Source organism: Flavobacterium ranwuense (genome assembly GCF_004349315.1).
Taxonomy (GTDB): Bacteria; Bacteroidota; Bacteroidia; order Flavobacteriales; family Flavobacteriaceae; genus Flavobacterium; species Flavobacterium ranwuense.
The window spans coordinates 102,818-128,740 of sequence record NZ_SMLH01000005.1 but is presented as its reverse complement, the minus strand read 5'-3'; the positions used below and the strand labels follow the sequence as shown (position 1 = coordinate 128,740).

Genomic DNA, 25,923 nt, shown 5'->3' with positions numbered 1-25,923 from the left:
TCAAAAAATGAAAAAAGTATATCTCGATAATGCTTCTACAACTGCTATTCGTGCCGAAGTGATCCAAGAAATGACCAAAGTAATGACGGAAGATTATGGGAATCCATCTTCAACGCATAGTTTGGGTCGTGCCGCCAAAAGTATATTGGAACTTTCCAGAAAATCTATAGCTAAGAATCTAAATGCGACTGCGCAGGAAATTATTTTCACATCCTGTGGTACCGAAGCCAACAATTGGATTCTTCGTTCTGCGGTTAAAGATTTACATGTAAAACGAATTATTACCAGTAAAATAGAGCATCATGCGGTTTTATACACGGCTTTAGTATTAGAAAAAGAATACGATATTCAAATTGATTATGTGGATGTTAAACCAAACGGAGAAGTTGATATTACACATCTTGTAGAGTTACTTTCTCAGGAAAAGAAAACATTGGTGAGCCTGATGCACGTGAATAATGAAACCGGAACCGTTTTAGATTTGGAACGAATAGGCCGCATTTGTCAAGAACACAATACCTTGTTTCATTCTGATACGGTACAATCCATTGGAAAAACTACAATCGATTTGCAAACTATTCCTGTTGATTTTATTGTGGCAAGTGCGCATAAATTTCATGGACCTAAAGGTGTTGGTTTTGCTTTTATTCGAAAAAATTCTGGGTTGCAACCATTATTTTTTGGAGGAGAACAAGAAAAAGGATTGCGTGCCGGAACCGAAGCATTGCACCAAATCGCCGGTATGGCAAAAGCATTGGAAGTTTCCTATACCAATTTAGAAACAGAGCAGAATCATATTGCTGAGCTGAAAAACTATTTGATTGCCCAACTCAAAATTGAATTTCCGGAATTTAAAATTAACGGAAATCCTGATGGCTTTTATACTGTTTTGAATGTTCTATTGCCTTTTGCAGAAGCAAAAACGGCGATGATATTATTTCATTTAGACATGAAAGGAATTGCGGTTTCTCGCGGAAGCGCCTGCCAATCCGGAAGTATAAAACCTTCACATGTTTTAGCCGAAATGCTTTCTATAGAAGATTTGAAGAAACCAAGTTTGCGGATATCGTTTAGCCATTACAATACAAAAGAGGATATTGATGTACTCATTGAAGCTTTGAAAAGTATTTAAAAAAGAACTTAAACAGGTGAATGATAATTTAAAAATACTGTTTATTAGTGAAATTAAGGCACTGTTTGAATTAAAAAAAACAGAGCGACTTTGGCATATTCCTGTTTTAGCATCATTATGCGTTGGAATACCGTTGCTCATTGGTTATTATTTTGACCGGCTTGATTATGGAATATTATCTTGTATTGCAGGACTTGTTATTTTGTATATGCCTTTAACTACTGTAGCTCGCCGAATGATTACACTATTGGCTTGTTCGTTTGGTTTTATGATTTCCTTCTTTATAGGGGTTTGTTTTAGTTTTAACCCCATAGTCTCCTCTGTGGTTTTGGGTTTCTTTGCCATCAGTGTGCATTGGGTCGTTAATTACTTTAGAATGAAACCTCCTGGAAGTTTCTTTTTTATCATGATTGCTTCCCTAGCCAGTTGTATGCCATTTAATTTGGCGACTATTCCCATTCGTGTTGGATTAATTGGAATGGGAGCTATGCTAGCTTGTACACTTGCCTTATTTTATAGTTTATATAGCACTAAAAAATATCCGCCAAAAAAGGAGTTAATTGTTATTAAAAAAAATAATGATACGACTCTTTTTGAATCCGTTATTGTGGGATTTTTTATATTTTCATCACTGATCACAGGTCATTTACTTGAATTAGAAAACCCGTATTGGCTCCCTATATCGTGTGCAGCTGTAATGCAGGGCGCCAGTTTTAAACATGTATGGCAACGGAGTTTTCAACGTGTTTTGGGAACTTTTGTTGGTCTGGGACTTGCGTGGTTGTTGTTATTGTTCAAAATGACACCTTTGACTATTTGTATTTGTATAATAGTACTGCAATTTATAATTGAAATGTTGATAGTGAGACATTATGGCTTGGCAGTTGTTTTTATTACGCCATTGACTTTGTTTTTGGCTGAAGCTGGCAGCGCGATGGTCGTTGATGCTACTACTTTAATTTCTGTCCGCTTTATGGATATTTTTCTGGGAAGTTGTATTGGCGCTATTGCAGGATGGTTTTTGCATGACGAAGAATTGCGTCATAAAGCCGAAAATCAAATTCGAAAATCAAAAACTCGTATTTCACGAAAGTAAAATAATGGATTTTTTTTGATGATTAAATCGATTTCTCACTAAAATTCAAATATCAGTTATCAGAATATTTTTCCATTATTAATCTTGCTTTAAAATAGCATAAGGTAGATTCAGCTCCTTGATTGATATTGATATGTTTGTCCTCTAATCCATCATAAGATGATCCGTTTTCTGGATTGTACATAATTTGTTTCAAATGATTATTTCCTAAAAACCAAATGAAAGCCAGTTTAAGCTGATCTTTGTATTTTTTGTTTCGGGTGACTTCATAAAATAAATCCAATGCAAGGATTGTAGTAGCCACTTCTATAGGTTGTTCCCCATAGAAAACCCTTTCATTTTCTTTCTTAAACCAACCTCTGTTTGAGATTACTTTTAGTTGTCCTTTCATAAAATAATGAGAAAGAAGAAAATCAAATGTGATTGCCGCAATTTTTTTGTACTTAGGATTTTTTGTAACTAAATAACTGTACATCATGGCTTCGGGCAAAACGTTATTTGCATAAGTCATGTAATCCTCGTACCAGCACCAATTTTCTGCTGAATTGATATTATAGTGGCGCAAAAGTTCATCGGCAAGCTTCTCAATATGGGACTTTATCTCTTCGTCTTTATAAATAGAATGATAGAAATACAGCCCTTTCAAAGCATAGGCTATTGCTCTTGGGGATTTAATATCGTCAATTCTTTTTATGGCTTTGTCCCAACATTTTACCGCCTGGCAAATCATTTCTAAAGGTAAGGAGTCCCTGTGGGAAATTACCGTTCCTAAACTCCATAGCGCTCTACCGTTGGCATCTTCAAGATTTACTTCTTCATTTTGTTTGGTTAATTGATGGTCAAAATCTTTGTAGTTATCAAACCAGCCGTTGTTTCGTTGAATGCCTTCTATAAAATTCAGATATATATTTGCTAATTTTAAGGTATTGTTGTCTGGAAAAACTTTGTTATACAGGACCATATTAATCAGTGCTCTGGCATTATCATCTAATGTGTAACCCGACTCAGGATCGGGCTGGCTGAATTTTGAAAACTGAAGTATTCCAAAATCAGTAGTGAGTTTTTTGATATGGTCTAGTTTTATGGGAGGGAAATTGAATCTTAAATCTTCTTCTCGATTGGTTAATTGGTCAAAAAGTAATCGGTATTGAATGGCTATATTTTCCCAGTTAGTGGCGTGTGACAAAGAAAATGCATTCTTACCCATCGCTATTCGTTCCTCTTTATTTTCAATCAAGTATACTATTGCGTTTTTAAATTCTTCGGAGTTTTCGAAACTATTCAAGAGTATTCCGTTGCCATTTACTAATGCTTCAACAGCATGCGGTATTGGAGTAGAAATAACAGTACAACCGCAACTCATGGCATAAGCAAAAGTACCGCTTACTGCTTGATTAGGATCTTTGGAAGAGAATAAATAGATGTCTGATAGAGTTAGATATTCCAGTAATTGAGACAACTGTAGGTATTCATTAATGAAGATAACATTATTTTCCAGATGAAGTTCTTGTACTAAATTGATAAGACTGTCGCGATATATTTCTCCCTCTTGACGAATTATTTCAGGATGTGTTTTCCCAATTACCAGAAAAATTACTTCGGGATTTTTTTTAACAATTTCAGGTAAAGCTTGTAATACGGTTTCGATACCTTTATTTTGACTGATTAAACCAAATGTGGACATCACTATTTTATCCGAGAAATCATAAGTGTTCTTTAGAGTATTTTTTTGTTCCCATAATACATTGTGATTGCCATGTGGAATTACAATTGTTTTGGTTTCCTCAACACCGTAATTAGTAGTCAAAATAGTCTGTGAGTTTTTGGTGAGTACAATGATTCGATCGGATAAATCAGCTATAGCATGAACTATTTTCTTTCTTTTTTCATCCGGATTCGGTAGCACGGTATGAAAAATAGTAACAATTGGTTTGTTTAGAGCTAGTATGAAAGAGAGAACATAATCGCCGTATTCGCCTCTAAAAAGACCAAATTCATGTTGAATGCAAACCAATGCGATGTCGTTTCGTTCATTTATTTTTTCGGCAACCATCCGGTAATGTTTCAATGAATTAACAGGTAAAATATAGCTTACTTCATTATTATATTCAAAGTGTTGTTCACTATTCTGCAAAGCGCATACCTCAACCGGTAATGTATCTCCAAAAACAATTTTCACTGCATTTACAATATCATTTGAAAAAGTTGCTATACCGCATTCTCTTGGCGGATACGAACTTACAATTAACATTTTTATTCCTTTTTGGAGTTTCATGGCGCTTTTGCTAACATTGTTTTCTCAATTCAAGAAGCAATTCGTTGATGTCTAATTTTGCTACGGCAACATGCTTATCAGCTACACCATAATAGATGTAAAGATCATTCCCAAATAAAGCATGACCAGTTGGAAACACTATGTTTCTTACTTCGCCTTCTATTTCCCATTGCTTGGTAGGGGAAAATAGCGGATAAAGTAATCTGGCAAGTTCAATTTCGGGTTTGTCTAACTGCAGTAATGCTGCTTTGGCACGATATACTTTTCCTGTTGTAGTTTCCTGAACACCATGATAGATTATCAACCAGCCAAATTCAGTTTCTATAGGTGGTCCACCAGCACCAATGTAGTTTACTTCATAGATGTCTTTTGGGTCAAGTACGATATGGTTGACAAGATTTTTAAGATAATCTTCCCAAAAGGATTCGGTTAAATCTTTCCAGTCATTAAATTGTACGATCTGAATTCCAGGCCAAATGCGGTGCAATAAAACAAATTTTCCGTTTATTTTTCTTGGAAATAAAACCACATCTTTATCTCTGAGCAATCTAAGTTCATCTCCCACTAATCCTATTTTTGCAAAAAGGTTATAGTATTGATGGTATTTTGGATTTAGTTTATTTTTATTCTTGTCACAAAAAGTTACAAAATTTTCATATTCTTGGTAATTTATACGTGGAGTTATGATTCCATGTTTTTCAAAATGAATCAAATCCTTTGAGGTAGCTAGTGCTCCCATTGCATTGACACCGTCATAAGCGGTATAGGTGATATAATAGGTATCCTCAATTTTTACAATTCTCGCATCTTCTACACCATGTTTTTCGTAATCGAAATCACGGGTTATCAATGGCTTTTCATGCCGTTCCGTTATTTTAAGAGGACCATCCATTTTTGCATAACCTATGGTTGAGAAATTTCCATGTTTTACTGCCCGGTATAAAACATGAATGGTATTTCCATCCTGATAAATACCGGGATTGAACACACCATTATTTTCAAATTCGTTGTCAGTAGGACTTAGAATTATTCCTAATTTCTCTATAGTAACCATGATTTAATATTTTTTGCTGCTCAATACTTTTTATCCGGTTCTTCTTTTTTCTGTTCTTTATTTCTTGCTTTTTCCTGTTTTTTAAAATAACCCCGAAATAAAAAATTGTGCTTTAAAGCTTCCATATTTTCATTCAAACGTGAACTCGCTTCGTTAATATTTGTCATCGTAGAGTCTATTTTTTGAACTAATTTCGGATTATTTGATAAGTAGTTTATAGCTCCTTTTCCATCTTTAATATTTGCAATTGTCGAATTGAGATTGGTTACTACTTTATTTATTTCAGTACTGGATTTATCTAAATTGCGAACTACCGCTTTCATATCATTGGCTACAGCCGTATCTTTCAAAAAACCTATCACATTATCTTTATTTTCTAAAGAAGAAATGAGTCGGTTTAATTTTTTCACGGACTCCGTAGTTCCTTGTCCGGTAATTTTTAGATATCGCATGGTTTCTTTCAAGTTATTGGCTAAAGAGGAATCTTTAATCAATAAACCCACCGTTCCTTTGCCTTCATTTATTTCCTGTGTAATTTTAAGTAAATCAATGGTAAGAAGCGCCGCGTTTTTATTGGTCACAGCAAGGGTATTCAGCAAATCATCCGTACGAATGCGGCTTAAGGATTGAATCTCATCTCCTGGGTTCACAGCAGCTTCCATCCCTTTGCCGGGGATAATATTTATAATCATATTACCTACCAAACCATCTGAACTTATAGTGGCAATAGCATTTTTTTTAATGTGAGGAAAAATGTTTTTTTCAATCAGCATATCGACTTTAATGGTAGAGTCATTGATCATTTCTATTCTGCGTACAGTGCCTACATTTATCCCTGAATACCGTACGTTATTACCTAGTTGTAATCCACTTACGTTATTGAATACCGCTTTCAGATGATTGGTTTTTCCAAACATTTTTTGCTTATCGCCAATGAAATATACTGCCAGTACAAATAGCATTAATCCGATGATTACAAAAAGTCCAAGGCGCAGTTTTTGTGATGTCGTTTTCTCCATATCTATTCTTATTTAAAAAAAGCTTGTACTTTAGGATCTGTTGAAATTGATAGTTCCTCAAAAGTTCCTTCGATATAATTGATACCGTCTACCAATAAAATCATTCGGTTCGAAATCATTCTGGCGCAATCCACATCATGTGTAATGATAATTGCCGAAGTGTTGTATTTTTTCTGGATGGACATCATTAACAGTAAAATTTCCTTTGCAGTAATGGGGTCTAAACCAGTAGTTGGTTCATCATAAAGAATGATTTTTGGTTGTAGAATTAAAGTTCTGGCCAAAGCAATCCTTCGTTTCATTCCCCCCGAAAGTTCTTCGGGCATTAAATTTATAGTGTGAGCCAGACCTACATTTCCCAATGCTTCCATAACCAGTGGAGTGGTGTCCTTTATTTTGCCGAATTTTTTTTTGTGGCGACGTAAAGGGAATTCCAAATTTTCTCTGACGGTCATCGAGTCATAGAGTGCGCTTCCCTGAAAAAGAAAGCCTACTTCCGTACGAAGATCATCTAATGCTGAATGGTCGAGTTCACTAATATCTTCTCCCATTATTACAACAGTTCCACTGTCATGTTCTTCTAAACCAATAAGACACTTTATCATAACTGATTTTCCAGAACCTGATTTTCCCATGATAACCAGATTTTCTCCTTCATTCAAAACCATATTAAAACCATCCAAAACATGATTGTCACCATAGCTTTTTCTCAAGTCTTTAATCTCTATAATTGGGTTTGGATTTGGTATAGATGTCTTCATAATCAGTTATAAATCATAAAAAATATCAGTAATAAAAACAGCAATAAAGTCAATAATAAATAATAGCATCGAGGTAAAAACCACTGCTGAGTTAGCCGCTAAACCAACACCTGCAGTTCCTTTTTTACAATAATATCCTTTAAAACAACCCACTAAACCGATGGCAAAACCAAAAAAGAAAGTTTTAATGGTTGCCGGGATTAAATCTCCAAATTCCAAGGCGTCAAAAACTTGATTGTAATACAATAAAAAAGAAACATTCCCTTTTATATTTTCTACTAAAAAAGAACCAAAAATGGCAATAGCATCTCCAAAAAATACCAGAATAGGGAGCATGAAAGTAGTTGCTAATATGCGGGTTACCACTAAATACTTGAAAGGATTTGTACCGGAAACTTCCATAGCATCTATTTGTTCTGTAACTCTCATAGAACCCAGTTCAGCGCCAATTCCAGAACCAATCCGTCCTGCGCAAATTAGAGCCGTGATAATAGGCCCAATTTCTCTAATAAGTGAAATACTGACCATTGACGGCATCCAGGAAACGGCGCCAAATTCCTGTAGCGTGGGGCGAGATTGTAAGGTGAAGACTAAACCAATGATAAATCCTGTTACAGCAACAAGCAGCAAAGAACGATTTCCCATATAAAAACATTGTCTAAGGAATTCTTTGAACTCCGTAGGATGCCTAAAAACTTCTTTAAAAAAACGACCTGCAAAATAAGAGAGTTCGCCAATTTCAAGTAAAAAAGTTTTAAACAATTCGATTATTTTAAAAATACTATTCATTAGTAAATGAATTAATTTTTAATAGAAAAAAAGCTACTCAAATATACGATTATTTGTCTGATTATCAGCATTTAAATATGTTGTTCGGCTATTTTTTTGAGGGTTTTGTCGAAAAAAATATAAAAAAGAATAAGGATGTTTTTTAAATTGTAATTTCTATTTTGATTTTTAAGCGTGGAATTAAAAAAGGGAATTTTGATAAAAATGAAAAGAAAATTCAAAAAGGGAACACAAATTATTTTCAAAAAAAAATCACACAAATCCTTATGAAATAGAGAGTGTTTAAAAAGTAATTGAAGTCTATTTGTTCCTGTTTTTAATCCATTTTTCGGCTTCACCAGACCAAAATACAATACTTGATACCGCCAATGTTAGCCCCAATTCATATAAAGGTAAGGGTTGAGTTTTAAAAATTTCGTTAAAGAAAGGCATATAAATAACCATAAATTGAAGGACAATAGTTATCAATAAGGCGACAAGCATAGGTTTGTTAGAAAAAAAGCCTATTTTAAAAATGGATTCCCGACTGGACCGAATGACCATTACGTGTCCCAACTGACTAAAACAAAGTACCGTAAAAGCCATCGTTTGCCAATGTGTATTGGCATTATGTATTGCATAAGCCTGCATCCCAATAGTAACGATACCCATTAAAAATCCGACCCATAAAATGTGTAAAGCCATTCCATTTGAAAAAATATTTTTCTTCGGATTTCTGGGTGGTCGTTTCATAATATTTGTTTCAGATGGCTCTGAGGCTAGTGCTAATCCTGGTAAACCATCCGTTACCAGATTAATCCAGAGAATGTGTATGGCTAATAGCGGAATAGGTAAACCAAAGAACGGAGCTAAAAAAATTGCCCATATTTCTCCAGAGTTTCCTGTCATTATGTATTTAATAAATTTTAGGATGTTATCAAATATTTTTCTACCATGTTTAACAGCAATAATAATGGTGGCAAAGTTATCATCTAATAAAATCATGTGCGAGGCTTCTTTGGATACTTCGGTTCCGTTGATTCCCATGGCAATACCTATGTCAGCATTTTTTAGAGCCGGAGCATCATTCACACCATCGCCAGTCATTGCCACAAAATGATTTTTGGATTGTAATGCAGTAATGATTCTTAGTTTCTGTTCCGGATTTACACGTGCATACACTTTTACTTTTTCGACAATTTTTATAAACTCACTTTGTGTTAATGCAGTCAGTTCTGACCCTGTTAAAACAAGGTCGTCATCCGTGACAATAATACCCAGTTTTTCGGCAATTGCCTTGGCAGTTAGTTTGTGGTCACCAGTAATCATAACAGGAGTAATACCGGCTTCTATGCATTCAGAAACCGCCTGTTTTGCCTCCTCACGAGGTGGATCAATCATCCCTACAAACCCAATAAGGGTTAATTCGGTTTCTATTTCATCGGTGTCCAGATTTTCGGGTAAGGAAGGAAGCGTTTTCATGGCGTAACCTAAAACCCGATATCCTTTTTCAGCCATTTCGTTGACTTTACGTTCAAATTCAGGAATAAGAGATTTTTGATTATCATTCAATTTGTGAAACAATACATCAACAGCCCCTTTTGTAATTACTATAATTTCACCATTAGAATTTTGGGTTTGGTGAATTGTAGTCATGCACTTTCTTTTAGAATCGAAAGGCAATTCTGCAATTCGGGGAAATGTTACTTCTAAATCAGTCCGGTTTAAGTTTTTATCGAATGCATATTGTACCAAGGCGACTTCAGTTGAATCTCCCAGCCATTTTTCATTTTCCTCTTTTGTAACATCATTATTTAAAGCTATTGTGTGTAGCAGTACATTTTTTTCTGCAAAAAAAGCCTCGTATTTTTTATCCGAAGTTTCAAAAATTTCCTGCACCGTCATTTTATTCAGCGTAAGAGTTCCTGTTTTATCAGAGCAGATGAAAGTCACGGAACCCAAAGTCTCCACAGCCGGTAATTTTCGGATGAGGGCATTATTTTTAGCTAATTTTTTGGCGCCAAAAGCAAGTGCAATGGTTACTAATGCAGGTAAAGCCTCAGGAATGGCGGCAACAGCAAGTGAAATAGACGTAATCAGCATTGTCAAAACTGTTTCTCCTCGCAACCATCCAATAAAAAAAATGATAGCACAGATAATAAGTATAACTACCGATAACCGTTTGCCAAAAGCAGCTAATCTTTTTTGTAAGGGCGTTGTGGTTTCATCGGTTTGGATCATTTTTGCGATGTGTCCAAGTTCAGTATGCATTCCTGTTGCTACCACATAAGCCAGCGCTCGTCCATTGGTAACATAAGTTCCTTTGTATCCCATATTGGTTTGGTCGCCAAGCGCATAATTCCCTTCAGGAAGTTCCTCTGGATTTTTCTCTACATTATTCGATTCACCCGTAAGCGCTGATTCATCTACTTTTATTTGATGGGTTTCAAAAAAGCGGATATCGGCAGGAATAACATTTCCCGCTTCGAGTACCACTACATCTCCAGGGACGAGATTGGAAGCAGGAATATCCATTGCTTTTCCTTCACGTAAAATACGCGCATAGTTTGCCACCATATTTTTTAATGCTTCCATCGCTTTTTCAGCCCGATACTCTTGGATAAAACCAACAACGGCATTAATAATAATGATAGCAAGAATAATAATCGTATCGGTAACATCACCTAATATACCGGAGATAATTGCTGCTGCAATAAGGATGAGAATCATGAAATCAGAGAGCTGACATAGAAGCATCTGTAGTATTGTCTTCTTTTTTTTATCTTCAATTTGATTTTTCCCATATTTGCGCAAGCGTTCTGACGCCGTTACATCATCAATTCCGGATGGAGTAGTATTTAGCAATTGAGCTATTTCCGAAAGAGGGATTAAGTGCCAGTTCATATTTTTTACTTTTTATAGGTAGTAAAAGAATATTGGGATTATCAAATCTCAACTTTCGTATAAGCGCAATCTATTCTTAGTGGAAATCAGCTCATTTTGCAAATCTTCTATTTTTTGGAGCAAATTAAACACCACATCAATTCCTTCCGTATTTACCTGTAATTCTTGATGGATGCGTATCATTTTCTCTATTTCAAAGATTGCATCCGGATGGATATATTGCATTGCTTCGATAGTTTTTATTTCGAGTAAACCCATTTCACTGAGGTTGTTAAAAAAAGAGAATTCCACTTTGTAATGGGTACATAATGCAGGTATAGCGATGAGGTTTTCGATGTTCATGACGTTCTTAACTTAGCGAGTTCCGTAAATAATTCTTTTTCTTTTTCGGAAAGATTTGTGGGTATTTGTATGTGATAGGTAATGTAGAAATCACCAAATTCCCCTTCCTTTTTATACACTGGAAATCCTTTTCCTTTCAGTTTTACTTTTGTTCCATTTTGGGTTCCGGTCTTTACGGTTAGTTTTACTTTTCCGTCAAAAGTATCTGCGGTGATATCGCCACCCAATAGCGCGGTAAATAAATCTAAGGTAACAGTGGAATAGAGGTTGTGTTTGTCTAACTTGAAGTTAGTATGGTTTTCAATAGTGAAAGTGATGTACAAATCTCCTTTCGGGCCACCGCCAGCGCCTTCACCACCAAGTCCGCTGATTTTTATTTGCTGACCATTTTCTACTCCGGCAGGAATGGTAATACGAATGTTTTTACCGTTAATAGTCAAGGTGCGTTTGTGTGTTGTGTATACGTCTTTTAGGTCCAGATGCAGTTCGGCATTAAAATCCTGCCCTTTAAACGGTGCCCTACGACGACCTCCGCCTGCTGATGAGCTACCACCGAACATAGATTCAAAAAAATCTGAAAAATCTCCACCGCCGCCACTGAACCCACCAAAACCATCTTGTTGACCACCTCTATGATACTGCTGTTGTTGTTTAGATTTCTCAAATTCCTCTGGATGTTGCCAGTTCTCACCGTAGTCATCATATTTTTTACGATTCTCGGCATGGCTCAATACTTCATTGGCCTCATTGATTTCTTTGAATTTTCTTTCGGCTTCCTTATTGTTGGGGTTTAAGTCAGGATGGTATTTTCTGGCCAGTTTGCGATACGCCTTTTTAATCTCGGTTTCAGTTGCCTTTTTATCCACTTCAAGAATCTTGTAATAGTCTATAAATGCCATCTGGATTGTTTTTTATATAAATTTTGGTCTGTATTAATACTTTAACCCAAGCTATTTATTGTTTAATGAACTCACAATCTGCTTTAATTTTGACTTCATCACTAATCATTGGTGCAGGAAATTTTGTTCCTATATTAAAATCAGAACGCTTTAAAATTCCGCTAAATTGAAAACCGGCTGAGATTGTTTTAGATTGTGGGTTTTCTGCAGATCCTCGATACCACATATTGAGGGTTATCGGCTTTGTTATTCCGTGCAGTGTGAGCGTCCCCATAAGTTTGTATTTCCCTTTTTCTTTCCCTATTTTTTTTATGGAGATGCTTTTAAAAGTCATTTTAGGGTATTTTTCCACGTCAAAGAAATCGGCACTTCTTAAATGATTATCCCGCATTTCCACTTCGGTATCGATAGAGGCCAGATCAGTTGAGAGTTCAAATGTGGCATTACTAAAATCAGCTTTGCTAGTTGTAGCGGTTGCCTCAAATGTTTTGAACAATCCGGAAATATCGGAGATACCCATATGCCCAGTGCTAAAAGCTAATTTTGAATGCATTGGATCTACTTTCCAAGTTGTTTGTGCCAATAGAAAAGTAGAGAAAAATAGTGTTGCGATAATTGTTGTTATTTTTTTCATGAGGTATTACTTTTTTTAATTATTTGTTATATTATAAAGACGTTCAAAGGTTGTAGTCTCGCTTTTATCAATATCAATATGTATAAAAGAGATCGCACAAATGATTGTGATTTTTAGACATTTTTATCTATCAAATTTAATTAATTTTCAGGTATTAAAATAGTAATAAATGGCTTTATTTCAGTTAGTTATAAAAATAATAAAAACTCTGAAAAGAGTTTTTATAGAGGGTTCTTTTTCCAGGAATGTTTTTCAATTATTATATTGGTAATAATTCGTCCTCCATAGCTTTTAAATCCTGTTTCTTTTTTAGGTCTTTCAATATAGATTTGTACTCTAAAAATTCGATGTCTTTTGGATTTATTTGCAACACAAAATTGATTTTCCCTAACAAATGTTCGAGATAATTTTTCTGGTTGATTTCTTTGTATTCGCGGTGTTCCTCGATACCAAATTTCTTGATATAATACATGGCCTGTCTCAAATCATTGCGTTTGTGGAATACCACCTGCGGTTTTTCATTGACCACAATCCCTGTGACGGTTTGACGGGTATTGGACGTCATGAGTTTAGTCTTGTTTTTATTGATGCGAAGATTTAATTTTTCAACAATTTCAATTACTTTATGGAGTAGCTTGTTTTCGTCAAAATCACCGGAAAAGCTCATGTCGTCAGCATAACGGGTGTATCTTATTTTATGCAGTTTGCAGTAGGCGGCAATCTGGGCATCGGCATCTTTTAAAATCAAATTCGAAAGATATGGACTCGTGGGTGCGCCTTGTGGCAAAGTTTTGTCTCGGGTGCACAATTTTGAAAGCAGTCTCGATACCATTTTTGAATAGCCCAATTGATGAAACTCTTTTTCAACTAATTTAATAGTAATAGATTGGAAAAAATTTTCTAAGTCCAACGTAAATACTTTAGGTTGATTTTTATGGAATTTCAGGTTTTCAATAAGGCTTACATTGGTTTTGTATGCTTTCGCAAAAGGGCTGATGGGAACTTTATTGAGAATATTTCTCAAAATCCAGATCTGAATTTCTTTCAAACTGGGGAGAGGCTCAGAAATAAGTCGTTTTGTGCCATTTTTTTTTGCAATCTCAAAATCACGGTAAAAATAGCGGGGATAAACAGCCGCTTTTTTTAAGTATTCTTTTTTGTATCCCACCAAAAGCGATAAATGGGTTGGATTGTAAATAATCGGTACGTCATGTGAAAATAAAACTTCGGCATAATCCAGACAACGTTGAATATTAGGAAGGGAATAGCCTATTTTATGGGATTTGTCTGTAAATGTTTCTTTGTATTGTGCAAAATCCATAGCGTTTAAATCGTTAATGGAGTAGGGACTATTTTGTCCCTAACCCCGATTAAGAATACCGGTTTAAAAGTTTGGAGCTCTGCGGAGAATCTTTTAAACCTGGTGCTTGAAAGAACATTCAATTACAGAGCAGTGACTCACGGCTCCGATGTTAACCTGGGCTAACAAATTTCTTTGAGAAATGAACTAGAAAAATAATTCATCCTGACTGGGAATAAACACTATTTTACTGCTTAATTTGGGAGTTTTACTCTCCAAATCTTTTTGAATCCAATCCTCTTTTTTTTTAGTTTTTATTCGGTGTGGTTCCATTGCTTGTAAATTTATAAAGTACTTGCTTATAGTGTTTTAAATGATTAAAAAATACATATAAAGTTAATTAAAAATATTTTATTAACAGTACTAATAGTGATAATTTTTTCAATAATAATTTGTTTTTTGGAACAGAATACTTTTCATTTTTTGGAACAAAAGCTGTAATTACTATTTTATAAAATCAATTATTGAATCGTTTATAGGGAGTGTAGGTGACAATTATTTCTATTATTCGGGTCATACAATACGAAAGAAAGTTGATGGTTTTCGTCAATAGATTGTCCTTTGTTTTTAGCGAGTTAAGCGTTATGTTTTGGCATTGAGCAATAATTCCGAGGAGGTGCGTTTGAAACATTTTAGAAAACAAAGCAGAATTTATTTCAACATTCATTTCAAGGCTTCCGTACGAACTTAAATTATTCAGATTAAAAGAACCTATTGTAGCCCAATTGCCATCTATTACGGCTACTTTTCCATGTAAAATGGATTGGTCCCATTCGTACAATTCAATATTATATTTAAGTAGCTTGCCATAGAGGAAGCAAGTGGCGCGCCTTGTCAACGGTAGATCTGATTTTCCGGAAAGAACTAATTTAATTTTCACCTTATTTTTGGATGCTTTTTTCAAGGCTCGAATGATTCGAATCCCAGGAAGAAAATAACTTCCCACAATAATTATTTCTGTTTTCGCATTTCGAATGGATTTTATATAGGCATCACAAATTTCATTTTTCCCCTTTAACCAGTCATTCTGAAGTATGCGAACCATGGCATCTTCCTGGACAGGAAATGAAGATTTAATTTTTTTGTTTCGCAGATGTCTTTTTTTAAAATAAATATCGGCACACAATTTTCGAAGAGGTTCGGCTATTTCACCGTTTAATTGAACTGCATAGTCAAGCCAAGGCGCTTCGGTAGAGCAACCACAGTATTTATCGGCAATATTTATACCGCCAATTAGCACAAATTTTGCGTCAGCAACAACAACTTTTCGATGTAATCTTCTGCCAATATAAAAGGTATAGGTTGAAAATAAAGGGGCAAAAAAACGAATGTTTATGCCACTTTGCCTCATTTTTTTTATTGTTTCAGAAGGGAATGATAAAGATCCCAACCCATCCAAAAGGATATAAATCTGAACTTTTCGCGAAGCAGCTTCTATTAATGCCTCTATAATCCTATTTCCAGTTGCATCGTTTTCAAAAAGATACATTTGCATGTGGATTTCAAATTGTGAATTACGAATAATAGCTTCTAATCGAGAAAAATAATCTTCGCCACTATAAACAAGCTCTAGATTTTTTGGAGGCATAAGACTATTTTTACTTTCTATCATGGGCTTTATTTATTTTTACTTCGTTAATTAAAAGGAGTTCCATAAGATTTTCAACATCCAAAACACCAACGACTTTATTATTCTCCATAACGAGCATTAATCTTGATTTATTGAGTTGGATTAGCTCAAAAACGTTTTCCAAAAGGGAATCACTATCGAGGTAAACCAAATTTCGATCCATGACATTATAAATAAATTCATCGTCTCCTTTTTTAGAAAGTGCCATAATAATTTGGTCTCGATTCAACGTTCCAACCGGAATACCATTTTCAGTGATCAAAAAATTCTTGTTTTGACTGTCCAATACCAATTCAACGGCGGTTTTTACGATATCATTTGCATCAATCGTTAGATACTGTTTCATTATAACAGTATGGACTTTGAAGCCTTTCAAGAGGAATTTAGACTCGGTATAATCCGCTTCTACCTGAGCTCCAATAATAACAAAAATACCTATAAAAATTAGAATAGGGGAAGTGAAAAATCCAAAAATGATAAATCCCATTGCCAATAGTTGTCCTATCCGTGCCGAAATTCTTGTGGCAACATGTCTTTGTAATTTAAACGATAATAAAGCACGTAAAATTCTGCCGCCATCCATAGGAAAAGCAGGAATTAAATTGAAAATTGCCAACCAGAAATTGACTAAAAAAAAATTGAGAAAGAAATTATTCGCGTTTACTCCATTAGATAACTCCGCCATTAAGTGCTGCGAAGTATCAGGAATGGTAATGAAAATTCCCGTGATAAAGGCCAATGTGATATTTACTAAAGGTCCCGCAAAAGCAACTATTAATTCTTCCAAAGGTTTTTCAGGTATTCGTTCCAGTCGAGCCAATCCGCCAATGGGCAAAAGGGTGATGTCTTTGGTTTTTATGTTATAATTTTTTGCTACTAATGCATGACCCAGTTCGTGTAATAAAACAGTAATGAATATGCACAAGATAAACACAACAGACCATATTATTTGAGTGGCATTCTGACCTGATTTGTAGTTCATAAAAATGATAAACAGAATAAGCAAAGTGAATGTCCAGTGAATAAATATTCCGATACCAGCGACTTTTCCGAGTTTAAAGGATCCTTTCATCTTTTGAGTTTTTAATACTACTAACCGCAGTATGATTAAAAAAAAATAGACAAATAATAAAAAATCTATTCATTTATAAATGAATCCAAAACCCTATCAGTTCACTTCATTTCCGGAAATACCATTATAGGCCCAGGCATTCAAATTAGCAATCGTAGTATGTGCAATTCCCTCTAAAGCCTCGTTTGTCAAAAAACCTTGATGTCCGGTAATCATTACATTAGGATGGGAACGAAGTTTTAAAAACAAGGTGTCATTTATTGGAGAATCAGTATGATCTTGAAAAAATATAGGTTTCTCTTTTTCGTAAACATCTAAGCCGGCAGCGCCAATAGTTTTATTTTCTATAGCTTCTAATAAATCTTTGGTGTTTACTATTCCTCCACGAGCTGTATTAATAAAAATCACCCCTTTTTTCATTAATGCAAAAGTACTTTTGTTAAACAGATGGTTTGTTGCCCCATTGAGCAGATAATGAACAGATATCACATCAGCAGTGGCGCATAAATCCTCAAGTGAAACATAAGTAATAGGAATTTTATCCATAAGTTCCTTGTTCTCCTCAATATCAAAGGCTAAAATTTTACAACCAAAACCATGCATAATTTTTGCAAAAGCAGCGCCTATTTTTCCAGTTCCTACGATGCCTATTGTTTTTCCATGCAAATCAAAACCCACTAAATGATCTAGGCGATAATCGCCAATTTGCATTAGTGTCTGACCTAAAACCAGTTTTCGGTTTAATGCCAATAACAAAGCTACGGCTAGTTCAGCAATGGCATAAGGCGAATAAGCAGGAACATTTGCCACTTTCATGGCTAATGATTTTGCTCTGGCCAAATCAACATGATCGTAACCTACGGAGCGTAGGGCAATATATTTGACGCCGCAAGTATATAATTTTTGCAATACAGTTTCTGAAGCATCGTCTGAAGTAAAAAGCGAAATCGCATCAAATCCTTTAGCAAGGTTTGCGGTACTTTCGTTCAAAGTCTGCTCCGTAAAAACTAATTCGTGATTACCGTGTGCTGCTTTTTCCAGGAAAGCTTTATCAAAACCAAATATACTATAGACTAATACTTTCATTTTTTGTTGTTTTTCATTTCTAAAAAAATACCTGTTAAGGTAGTGATTTTTTTGTAAACCTGTTTCAGGAATTTCAATTCTTATCTTTAATTTAATGGAACTAAACTCTTTTTAATCAGTATGATTAATAGAAAAATGAATATTTTAGTTTCGTCTTAAATTGGCAATTCTATTTAAAAAATTAGTTCCGATAGATCATTTTTTTTACTGCATTTATAATATCATTTTTTTGAGGGATGGCAGCTTCTTCCAAATGTGCAGGGTAGGGAATAGGGACATCAATACCGCACAATCGTTGTACTGGAGCAGCCAAATAATAAAATCCGTTTTCCATAATCCGTGCGCTCACTTCCGAGGAAATACTTACGGAACGCCAAGCATCTTCTACTATCAATACCCGATGCGTTTTGGCTATTGAAGCCAAGAAAGTGAACTCATCCAATGGCCGTAAAACCCGTAAATCAATGACTTCAGCATCAATTCCAACGGTAGCTAATTCGGCAGCAGCCTCCAAGCTTTTATACACTCCTGTTCCGTAAGTGATTATCGAAATGTCCTTTCCCTCTTTTAATACTTTGGCTTTAGAGAGAGAAGCAATTGGTAAATCAGTCGCTATCTCTTTTTCGATATTAAGCATCATCGTATATTCAAACAGTAGCACAGGATCAGGACTTTGCAAGGCAGCATGTAGTATACTTCTCGCATCCTCATGTGTTCCCACTGACAAAACAATTAGTCCTGGAATGTGTGCATAAAAGGGTTCCCAACTATGCGAATGTTGTGCTCCCAACTGACGTCCAATACCGCTTCCCATTCGTATAATTATAGGAACATTCAATTGTCCGCCTGACATGTGCTGTAAGGTAGCCGCATTGTTTACGATTTGATCCATAGCCAATAGACTGAAATTGGCTGTCATTATTTCAATAATAGGTTTCATACCGGCCATTGCTGCTCCAATTCCGGCTCCCACAAAACCCGTTTCTAAAAGGGGGACATCCATAATGCGTTCTTCTCCAAATTCCTGTAATAATCCTTTGCTTACCGCAAAAGCTCCTCCATAACGACCCACATCTTCGCCCATCAAAAAGACGCGTTTGTCATTTTGCAATGCTTCGTGAAGACCTTGTTTCAAGGCCTCACGATAGGTTATAGATAGTGTAGCCATGCTATTTTTCATGGGATGAATCAATTATTGTTGCTTGCTTTTCCAACGTTTTAATGCGGGTAAAATATTTACGGCTTTTTGAATCATATAACTGGGAAGTTTTCTTTTTTCCATATATGTTTTTACAACATTTTTCATGTCATCCAGGTTCATTTCCGGATTTTTAAAATCGCTGTTAACATAACAATACTTGCAATAGTCATTGCTTTTAATACCGTTATTTTCTGTACCTTTTAGTTTGTCCGCATTAAGTGGCATACCGCAACTTTGGCAAAAATGTATGTCTTCCATACTGTTTTCTTTTAAAGAGTTTAGTGTAAAGTTTTTCATAGTGTTTTTGATTTTAATATTTATAATTTAAATTTTAGTGTAAACAAATTTGGTCAATTGTTCTAATGGTTCCCGAGCTCCTTCTTCTGCAAAATCTAATGCCTTCTGGATTTTTGTTTTTATTTTACTTTCAAAAGCTGTAATTTCATTTTCTGTAATCCATTGCTGTTGCAAAAGAAACTGCTCGAATTGCGGAATCGGATCTCGTCTTTTCCATTCCTCGACTTCTTTTTTAGCACGGTATAATTCGGTATCAAACATGGAGTATGCCCTAAAACGATAGGTATTGCAAATCAATAAATAGGGTTTTCCACTGCTTCTTACTTTTTCGACAGCCGTATTGGCATCATGCATTACTTTTATTAAATTCATACCATCTACGGTAGAAGACGCAATCCCTTTTTTTTCTAAATTTGTTACAGTATGCGAATACCGGACTGCGTTACCCATAGCATACAGATTGTTTTCACAAATAAATAAAATTGGAACTTTCCAAAGTGCTGCCAGATTCAGAGCTTCATGAAATTCACATTTGGAAACGTCATCTTCACTAAAGAAACAACAGGTAATATTATTTTTCTTTTGTTTTTTAGATGCCAATGCCATTCCAACGGCTATTGGAAGATTGCCACTAACTACAGCATTGCCTCCGTAAAATTTTTTTGAGGCATCAAAAAGGTGCATTGAGCTACCTCTACCTCGGCTACAGCCTTCCAGTTTACCATACATTTCTGCCATGATTATATCAGGATCAATACCGCGTGCCAAAGCATGGCCATGTTCCCGATAGGTACTAAATACATTGTCATCATCGGTTAATGCCTGCATTACACCTACGGCTGTTGCTTCTTCACCAATATATAAATGCAGGAATCCCCTGATTTTTGCTTTAGTGTATAGCTCAGCAGCTTTCTCTTCAAACCGTCGAATGAGCAGCATTTGATACAAAAGTAAAAGGTCTTTTTTGGCATCCATAATTATCTTTTTTGAATCAATTTTTGATTCGTTATTTTTAGTTTTGTTCTAATGTTGAGCGATATCCTTCCAGCAATTCGAGTTTTAAGGCTTTTAGTAATCGTTACAAAATTTTACTGCTTCGGGTTTTGGGAATACATTTCGAATATTATTCTAAAAGGAATTGCCAAGCGGAACAAGATTATACTCAATAATTATTTCAGGCTCTAAACGAATGGATATTTTTATGGCATTTGTAATCAAACAGGCTTTTTCACTCATCTCCAAAATATGTTTAGCCCGCTCCGGTTTTTGGGAATAATGGATAACGAGTTTTGGTTGAAGAATGATTTCGGTTATGGTATGTTTTCCATTGATTTTATCAATATTACAAGTCGATTTACTCTCAAAGCTTATAAACTGTAGTCTTGAATTCTCGGCAATCGATAGAAAAGTAGTTAACAGACAACTGTTAACCGCTGCCACAAATAAATGCTCTGGCGACCAAATTTTTTCCATCCCTTTCGGAAACTCAGGAGGTGTCGCTACTTCAATATTTTGAGGTAAAACGGGGGAACTTAGCGTCCCTTTCCTTTTGTCTGACCATTTTAGATTTACTTCGTAAGTATACATGATATACATTTTTAAGGGACATTTAAACTCAAAAATTATTGTGTGACAAATCCCCCATCAACTGCCATTACATTTCCGGCTACAGAAGCACAGTTTGCAATAGCTCCCTTTTTAGTGAAAACCAAGACGGTTGATTTACCAATTCCGGATGTACCACCCGTCACGATGGCTACTTTATTTTTGAATGGAGCTTCCATAACTAAATTGATTTACATTAGAATTTTTCTTTTTGTTTTCTTTTCCGCTTCCAAAATGTTTTCAATTCCTTTTATCAATGCATCTGGATTAAACGAGATGCTATCAATGCCTTCGTTCACTAAAAATTTGGCGAATTGTGGAAGATCGCTAGGTGCTTGTCCGCATAATCCCACTTTTATTTCAAAACGTTTGGCGACCCGAATCGTTTCTTTAATTAAAGATTTAACGGCAGGATTTTCTTCGCTAAACAAATAACTGACCAGTGCGGAATCGCGATCCAAGCCTAATGTGAGTTGTGTTAAATCATTGGAACCAATAGAAAATCCGTCAAAGAGTTTTGCAAATTCATCGGCCATTAATACATTGCTTGGAATCTCAATCATGACATATACCTGTAATCCGTTGATGCCTTGAACTAATCCATTTTTGGACATTTCGGTAAGCACATTTTCACCTTCATCGACTGTTCTGCAAAAAGGAATCATCAGTTTTACATTCTCCAGTCCCATTTCATTCCGTACTTTTTTCATGGCTTCGCATTCTAAAGCGAAACCTTTTCGATAGAAATCATTGTAATAACGCGAAGCACCACGGAAACCAATCATTGGGTTTTCCTCATCGGGCTCGTAATATTTTCCTCCGATGAGGTTGGCATATTCGTTACTTTTAAAATCACTCATTCGAACAATAACCTCTTTTGGATAAAAAGCGGCGGCAACAATTGCTACAGCTTCGGCCAGTTTATCAATGAAATAATTTTTAGGATTTTCATAACCTTTCGTTAATGCGGCTATTTCGGCAACAATCTTCTCATCTGTTATTTTTTCAGGTTCGCACAACGCCAGCGGATGAATTTTAATAGTATTCGAAATAGCAAATTCCATTCGCATCAAACCCACGCCTTGATTGGGATAATGGCTTAATTCAAACGCTCTTTCGGGATCGGCGAGAATAAGCATGGGAGCTGTTTTTGGCATTTCAAGTTTGCTGAAATCCTGTTCTGATACTTCCCATTTTAATTTTCCGTCGTAAATATTTCCTTCCTTGCCTTCGGCACAGGAAACGGTGATTTCCTGACCATTTTTTATTACGGAAGTGGCATTTCCGCAGCCAACAACGGCAACGGTTCCTAATTCTCGGGCAACAATCGCTGCATGGCTGGTGCGTCCGCCTTTATTAGTAATAATTGCCGAGGCTCTTTTCATGATAGGATCCCAATCCGGATTAGTCAAATCTGTTACTATAATTTCTCCATTTTGCAATAAATCCCCTTCTTGCGGATTGTTTAGAATTCGGGCTTTTCCGGAAGCAATTTTATCGCCGAGTGCAATTCCTTGGGTTAGCAGTTTTCCTTTTTCGGTGAGTTTATAAATTTCCCTGACTTGCTTATTTCTTTTCCCATGTACAGTTTCCGGACGTGCCTGAACAATGTAAAGTTGGTTATTCAAACCGTCTTTTGCCCATTCGATATCCATTGGTTTTTTATAATGTTTTTCAATTTTAGAACACCATTGGGACAGTTGGATGACTTCTTTAGTACTTAGCGAAAACTGGTTTTGTTTTTCGAAAGAAGTATCGGTGTTCATAATGGTATTTTCCGCGGATGAACTTTCTGATTTTTCAGCATAAATCATCGTGAATTCTTTTCTCCCGCACTGTTTTTTTAGAATGGGATTCAAATCTGGATTTTCTAAAGTTGGTTTAAAAACCATCCATTCATCAGGTGTCACCGTTCCCTGAACAATATTTTCTCCCAAACCCCAACAACCATTAATGATGATGGTGTTTTCGAAACCGCTGTCTGGATCAATGGTAAATGCCACGCCAGACGAAGCTTTATCACTTCGTACCATTTGTTGAACGCCAACGGAAATGGCAATGTCTAATGCAGCAAAACCCATGTCATGACGGTATTTGATGGCACGATCTGTAAACAAGGATACAAAACAGCGATGAACGGCATCCAATAATTGGATGGGACCGTTGATATTCAGAAAGGATTGCATTTGACCTGCAAAACTTGCTGTTGGTAAATCCTCAGCGGTAGCGCTGCTCCGCACGGCCACATCAAGATTATTGCTGTTACATTGTTCCCTAAGCGATTGGTAGGCTGCGTAAATTTCATTTCGAATTTCGTCCGGAATTGCAGCAGACAAAATAAGGTTTCTGGCTTTTTCTCCAATAGAAGAAAGATTAGAATAGTGTTTTGTATCTAATGAAAATAATAAATCCTTCAAGGGGTTCTCCAGATTATTCATTTTCCTGAAAAGGCGATATCCTTCAGCAGTAACTGCAAACCCATTAGGGATACTGATCCCTATTGGATTAAGCTGATTGTACATTTCACCTAGAGAGGCGTTTTTGCCACCAACTTTACCAATGGCATCAATACCAATTTGGTCAAAAAACAAAATATATTTGTACTTCCCCATTTCGTATGTTTTTGTAATAGAAACAGACCATTATTGGTATGCTGGATAAGAAACAATAGAAAATTACTGGGGCGGATTTTTAGTTTATAGGATAGTAAATTTTGTAATTCAGAAGTAGGTTTGAAATTTACATATCAAGTTTAAAAGAAGAGGTAGTAGGTGTTCCAGCCTGTTTAAACCAATACTGTAAATTTAAACAAATAATTATTTTATTGGTACAAAAAGAATACTTTTTTTTAATATTTTTTATTTTAAGTATTTAATAAACAGTTGTTTGTGATTTTATTTCGTTTGGGGTAATGCAAGTTGGGACTCAGTGGAGATTAGTCTTTTTTTGGATCGAAATTTATTTTTTTTGAAATATCTAAACATAGGGATTTTATTTAGTGGTTACTAAACATAGTGATAATTCCTTGCAGATGAAGTTTTGAAGATTATTTTGGATTATACAAGTGGATGGATTGTCCCACTAATTTCCATTGTCCTTTTATTTTTTCTAATAATCGAATTTCATAGGAAAACGTTTTTTTGCCATCCTTAGCCGTAGATTCTTCGTCATGGCTTACCCAGGCACTGTTCCCATTAATACTCATTTTATAATTTGTATTTACGGAAAAACCGCCATTTCCCATGGCACTAGGATTTGTGTTAATCATTGCAGTTGGCGGAATATCAAGTGTCATTCCATCTGCAGTCGAAATTAATATTCGGCTGTACGGTTGAATGTGCCAACACTCTGTATGACCTTTACTATCGGCAGCTCTCCATGTTGCGGACTCTTTTTCAAGTAGTTTTTTTATAACTGCAGATTCATCAATCTTCTGGCTGTAACCTACCATATTGATAATTAGGATAAGAAAAAAAGAGGCTGTCCACTTCATATTGTTCGTATTTTTTGGTTTTGAATAATCGTCTTGATCTTTTTAATGCTAATTGGAGTAAATATATTATTTTATATCATAAAAAAAACTACTGCTCAGTTGTTTGCGGTTTAGTGCAGTTGTTTTAGTATGGTTTTAAATTTTTCAATTTGTCTTCTGTGGCGTAAAATATGAACTATTGCATGTTCCATTAATTGTTCGATGTCGTAAAGTTGTCCCCAAGTAGTCCTAATTTTCTTTGAAGCATCACGTTCTTCAAGTGCATCATCCTCAATAATTGCAAATGTTTGCTGTGTGAATTTGAGAACGTTATCTAAATCATTTATATAGTCAACAATAGAACTCCGATTTACTTTTTCGGGACGGATGCTATTTATATCTTTAAAATTCTGAATGTAAATACAATAGGAATATCCTGAACTCACCACATGTGAAAGTAACGTTTGAATGGATTTGCAATCCGGATTTTTAGTTGCATTATCAACTGTAAATGTTAAGTCCTCCTGTGAAATATCATAAATTATGTGCTGCAATTCTATAATTGCTTTTTTATATTCGGCTAATAATGCGCTAACCGCGTTTTGATTATTATTCATTTGTTGAATTAGTTTGAATGCGATGTCGGAATTAGTCAGAAAATCTCAAATACAAATCGAAAATGGAACTTACTGCTTTTTGTATACGAGTCAAACAATTAAAGTCCTGTTTCTCTTAATTATTCATTTCCTTTTTTAATCCATTTTCCAACTTTGAGAGCGACATAATTTTCCATTTTATCAAGTAAATCTGCCGCATTATCACTTACCAGTATCATTTGCTGATTGGTTGGTTTTAGAAAACCTTTATCGACCATGTTTGCAACAAATTCCAGCAGCAAATCATAAAAGCCATCGACATTCAAAATTCCGATTGGCTTTTTATGGAGTCCAAGTTGCGCCCAAGTCAGCATTTCAAAAAAATCTTCCAGAGTTCCAAATCCGCCAGGCAAAGCAATTATGCCATCGCTAAGTTCATTCATTTTGGTTTTTTTCTCATGCATGCTTTCCACAATGAATAATTCAGTCAATCTATCGTTTGCGATTTAGAAAGCTAGGTAAAACACCAAATACTTTTCCGTTATGATTTAAGACGCCATCTGCAACACTTCCCAGAAGACCTACTTTTGCGCCGCCATACGCTAATTCATAATTATTTTCGGCCATTACTAGTCCAAGTTTGAAAGCTTGAATTTCATAATTTTTTTCGTTTCCAAAACTGGATCCACAGAAGACAGTAATTCTTTTCATGTATAATAT

23 protein-coding genes and 1 pseudogene are annotated in these 25,923 nt (G+C 35.4%); 2 read left to right on the top strand and 22 right to left on the bottom strand.

Translation table 11 applies throughout. The annotated features are described in order from the left end of the window. Nucleotides 1–7 precede the first annotated feature (7 nt). Complete coding sequence (locus E0I61_RS10470) at nt 8–1,132, top strand: cysteine desulfurase family protein (RefSeq protein WP_132071276.1); 1,125 nt, start codon at nt 8–10, stop codon at nt 1,130–1,132. A gap of 16 nt (nt 1,133–1,148) precedes the next feature. Beyond that, complete coding sequence (locus tag E0I61_RS10465) at nt 1,149–2,228, top strand: FUSC family protein (RefSeq protein WP_132071274.1); 1,080 nt, start codon at nt 1,149–1,151, stop codon at nt 2,226–2,228. Nucleotides 2,229–2,280: 52 nt separating this feature from the next. On the opposite strand, the gene E0I61_RS10460 is transcribed toward E0I61_RS10465, so the two are convergent. From E0I61_RS10460 to E0I61_RS10360, 22 genes and pseudogenes are all read right to left on the bottom strand, one after another. Next, the gene (locus E0I61_RS10460; RefSeq protein WP_235832107.1) at nt 2,281–4,479 is read right to left on the bottom strand and encodes a glycosyltransferase; all 2,199 of its coding nucleotides are present in this window, start codon (nt 4,477–4,479) and stop codon (nt 2,281–2,283) included. A 34-nt stretch (nt 4,480–4,513) separates the two neighbouring features. Beyond that, nucleotides 4,514–5,557, bottom strand: coding sequence for a glycoside hydrolase family 130 protein (locus E0I61_RS10455; protein ID WP_132071270.1), 1,044 nt, complete (start codon nt 5,555–5,557; stop codon nt 4,514–4,516). 20 nt (nt 5,558–5,577) lie between these two features. After that, complete coding sequence (locus tag E0I61_RS10450; RefSeq protein WP_132071268.1) at nt 5,578–6,576, bottom strand: MlaD family protein; 999 nt, start codon at nt 6,574–6,576, stop codon at nt 5,578–5,580. A gap of 8 nt (nt 6,577–6,584) precedes the next feature. After that, on the bottom strand, nt 6,585–7,337 hold the full coding sequence (locus E0I61_RS10445; RefSeq protein ID WP_132071266.1) for an ABC transporter ATP-binding protein: 753 nt from the start codon (nt 7,335–7,337) through the stop codon (nt 6,585–6,587). A gap of 6 nt (nt 7,338–7,343) precedes the next feature. Next, nucleotides 7,344–8,126: an MlaE family ABC transporter permease gene (locus E0I61_RS10440; protein ID WP_131994673.1), complete on the bottom strand. Its 783-nt coding sequence runs from the start codon at nt 8,124–8,126 to the stop codon at nt 7,344–7,346. Nucleotides 8,127–8,426: 300 nt separating this feature from the next. After that, nucleotides 8,427–11,009 (bottom strand): cation-translocating P-type ATPase, encoded by a 2,583-nt coding sequence (locus E0I61_RS10435; RefSeq protein WP_132071264.1) that lies wholly within the window; start codon nt 11,007–11,009, stop codon nt 8,427–8,429. Between the two features lie 48 nt (nt 11,010–11,057). Next, nucleotides 11,058–11,351 (bottom strand): chaperone modulator CbpM, encoded by a 294-nt coding sequence (locus E0I61_RS10430; RefSeq protein ID WP_131994679.1) that lies wholly within the window; start codon nt 11,349–11,351, stop codon nt 11,058–11,060. Further along, nucleotides 11,348–12,250: a J domain-containing protein gene (locus E0I61_RS10425; protein WP_132071262.1), complete on the bottom strand. Its 903-nt coding sequence runs from the start codon at nt 12,248–12,250 to the stop codon at nt 11,348–11,350. Before E0I61_RS10425 ends, E0I61_RS10430 begins: the two co-directional genes overlap by 4 nt. A gap of 55 nt (nt 12,251–12,305) precedes the next feature. After that, nucleotides 12,306–12,884, bottom strand: a complete 579-nt coding sequence (locus E0I61_RS10420) for a YceI family protein (RefSeq protein WP_131994685.1) — start codon at nt 12,882–12,884, stop codon at nt 12,306–12,308. Nucleotides 12,885–13,143: 259 nt separating this feature from the next. Then, nucleotides 13,144–14,205, bottom strand: a complete 1,062-nt coding sequence (locus E0I61_RS10415) for a reverse transcriptase domain-containing protein (protein WP_132071260.1) — start codon at nt 14,203–14,205, stop codon at nt 13,144–13,146. A gap of 496 nt (nt 14,206–14,701) precedes the next feature. Then, entirely contained in the window at nt 14,702–15,856 is a 1,155-nt protein-coding gene (locus E0I61_RS10410) for a phospholipase D-like domain-containing protein (RefSeq protein ID WP_131994691.1), read from the bottom strand. After that, nucleotides 15,843–16,946, bottom strand: a complete 1,104-nt coding sequence (locus E0I61_RS10405) for a site-2 protease family protein (protein WP_132071258.1) — start codon at nt 16,944–16,946, stop codon at nt 15,843–15,845. Before E0I61_RS10405 ends, E0I61_RS10410 begins: the two co-directional genes overlap by 14 nt. A gap of 96 nt (nt 16,947–17,042) precedes the next feature. Next, on the bottom strand, nt 17,043–18,032 hold the full coding sequence (locus tag E0I61_RS10400; RefSeq protein WP_132071256.1) for a 2-hydroxyacid dehydrogenase: 990 nt from the start codon (nt 18,030–18,032) through the stop codon (nt 17,043–17,045). Between the two features lie 181 nt (nt 18,033–18,213). Then, on the bottom strand, nt 18,214–19,200 hold the full coding sequence (locus E0I61_RS10395) for an alpha-ketoacid dehydrogenase subunit beta (RefSeq protein WP_132071254.1): 987 nt from the start codon (nt 19,198–19,200) through the stop codon (nt 18,214–18,216). Nucleotides 19,201–19,224: 24 nt separating this feature from the next. Then, complete coding sequence (locus tag E0I61_RS10390; RefSeq protein ID WP_205728682.1) at nt 19,225–19,530, bottom strand: zinc ribbon domain-containing protein; 306 nt, start codon at nt 19,528–19,530, stop codon at nt 19,225–19,227. A 27-nt stretch (nt 19,531–19,557) separates the two neighbouring features. Continuing rightward, nucleotides 19,558–20,505 (bottom strand): pyruvate dehydrogenase (acetyl-transferring) E1 component subunit alpha, encoded by a 948-nt coding sequence (pdhA, locus tag E0I61_RS10385; protein WP_132071252.1) that lies wholly within the window; start codon nt 20,503–20,505, stop codon nt 19,558–19,560. A gap of 153 nt (nt 20,506–20,658) precedes the next feature. Continuing rightward, complete coding sequence (locus E0I61_RS10380) at nt 20,659–21,117, bottom strand: OsmC family protein (RefSeq protein ID WP_235832106.1); 459 nt, start codon at nt 21,115–21,117, stop codon at nt 20,659–20,661. Between the two features lie 35 nt (nt 21,118–21,152). Beyond that, nucleotides 21,153–21,314, bottom strand: coding sequence for a hypothetical protein (locus E0I61_RS16315; protein WP_165930211.1), 162 nt, complete (start codon nt 21,312–21,314; stop codon nt 21,153–21,155). Between the two features lie 12 nt (nt 21,315–21,326). Then, nucleotides 21,327–23,747, bottom strand: coding sequence for a phosphoenolpyruvate synthase (gene ppsA, locus E0I61_RS10375; protein WP_132071248.1), 2,421 nt, complete (start codon nt 23,745–23,747; stop codon nt 21,327–21,329). 434 nt (nt 23,748–24,181) lie between these two features. Continuing rightward, on the bottom strand, nt 24,182–24,628 hold the full coding sequence (locus tag E0I61_RS10370) for an endo-arabinase (RefSeq protein ID WP_132071246.1): 447 nt from the start codon (nt 24,626–24,628) through the stop codon (nt 24,182–24,184). Nucleotides 24,629–24,738: 110 nt separating this feature from the next. Next, on the bottom strand, nt 24,739–25,224 hold the full coding sequence (locus E0I61_RS10365) for a DinB family protein (protein ID WP_132071244.1): 486 nt from the start codon (nt 25,222–25,224) through the stop codon (nt 24,739–24,741). A 119-nt stretch (nt 25,225–25,343) separates the two neighbouring features. Further along, nucleotides 25,344–25,914, bottom strand: a pseudogene (locus E0I61_RS10360) (LOG family protein). Nucleotides 25,915–25,923: the final 9 nt, after the last annotated feature.

Bases quoted from the DNA above. Each gene is read 5' to 3' on its own strand.
- E0I61_RS10470 (WP_132071276.1), top strand. From the start codon at position 8: ATGAAAAAAGTATATCTCGATAATGCTTCTACAACTGCTATTCGTGCC.
- E0I61_RS10460 (WP_235832107.1), bottom strand. From the start codon at position 4,479: ATGTTAATTGTAAGTTCGTATCCGCCAAGAGAATGCGGTATAGCAACT.
- E0I61_RS10455 (WP_132071270.1), bottom strand. From the start codon at position 5,557: ATGGTTACTATAGAGAAATTAGGAATAATTCTAAGTCCTACTGACAAC.
- E0I61_RS10450 (WP_132071268.1), bottom strand. From the start codon at position 6,576: ATGGAGAAAACGACATCACAAAAACTGCGCCTTGGACTTTTTGTAATC.
- E0I61_RS10445 (WP_132071266.1), bottom strand. From the start codon at position 7,337: ATGAAGACATCTATACCAAATCCAAACCCAATTATAGAGATTAAAGAC.
- E0I61_RS10440 (WP_131994673.1), bottom strand. From the start codon at position 8,126: ATGAATAGTATTTTTAAAATAATCGAATTGTTTAAAACTTTTTTACTT.
- E0I61_RS10435 (WP_132071264.1), bottom strand. From the start codon at position 11,009: ATGAACTGGCACTTAATCCCTCTTTCGGAAATAGCTCAATTGCTAAAT.
- E0I61_RS10430 (WP_131994679.1), bottom strand. From the start codon at position 11,351: ATGAACATCGAAAACCTCATCGCTATACCTGCATTATGTACCCATTAC.
- E0I61_RS10425 (WP_132071262.1), bottom strand. From the start codon at position 12,250: ATGGCATTTATAGACTATTACAAGATTCTTGAAGTGGATAAAAAGGCA.
- E0I61_RS10420 (WP_131994685.1), bottom strand. From the start codon at position 12,884: ATGAAAAAAATAACAACAATTATCGCAACACTATTTTTCTCTACTTTT.
- E0I61_RS10415 (WP_132071260.1), bottom strand. From the start codon at position 14,205: ATGGATTTTGCACAATACAAAGAAACATTTACAGACAAATCCCATAAA.
- E0I61_RS10410 (WP_131994691.1), bottom strand. From the start codon at position 15,856: ATGATAGAAAGTAAAAATAGTCTTATGCCTCCAAAAAATCTAGAGCTT.
- E0I61_RS10405 (WP_132071258.1), bottom strand. From the start codon at position 16,946: ATGAAAGGATCCTTTAAACTCGGAAAAGTCGCTGGTATCGGAATATTT.
- E0I61_RS10400 (WP_132071256.1), bottom strand. From the start codon at position 18,032: ATGAAAGTATTAGTCTATAGTATATTTGGTTTTGATAAAGCTTTCCTG.
- E0I61_RS10395 (WP_132071254.1), bottom strand. From the start codon at position 19,200: ATGGCTACACTATCTATAACCTATCGTGAGGCCTTGAAACAAGGTCTT.
- E0I61_RS10390 (WP_205728682.1), bottom strand. From the start codon at position 19,530: ATGAAAAACTTTACACTAAACTCTTTAAAAGAAAACAGTATGGAAGAC.
- pdhA (WP_132071252.1), bottom strand. From the start codon at position 20,505: ATGGATGCCAAAAAAGACCTTTTACTTTTGTATCAAATGCTGCTCATT.
- E0I61_RS10380 (WP_235832106.1), bottom strand. From the start codon at position 21,117: ATGTATACTTACGAAGTAAATCTAAAATGGTCAGACAAAAGGAAAGGG.
- E0I61_RS16315 (WP_165930211.1), bottom strand. From the start codon at position 21,314: ATGGAAGCTCCATTCAAAAATAAAGTAGCCATCGTGACGGGTGGTACA.
- ppsA (WP_132071248.1), bottom strand. From the start codon at position 23,747: ATGGGGAAGTACAAATATATTTTGTTTTTTGACCAAATTGGTATTGAT.
- E0I61_RS10370 (WP_132071246.1), bottom strand. From the start codon at position 24,628: ATGAAGTGGACAGCCTCTTTTTTTCTTATCCTAATTATCAATATGGTA.
- E0I61_RS10365 (WP_132071244.1), bottom strand. From the start codon at position 25,224: ATGAATAATAATCAAAACGCGGTTAGCGCATTATTAGCCGAATATAAA.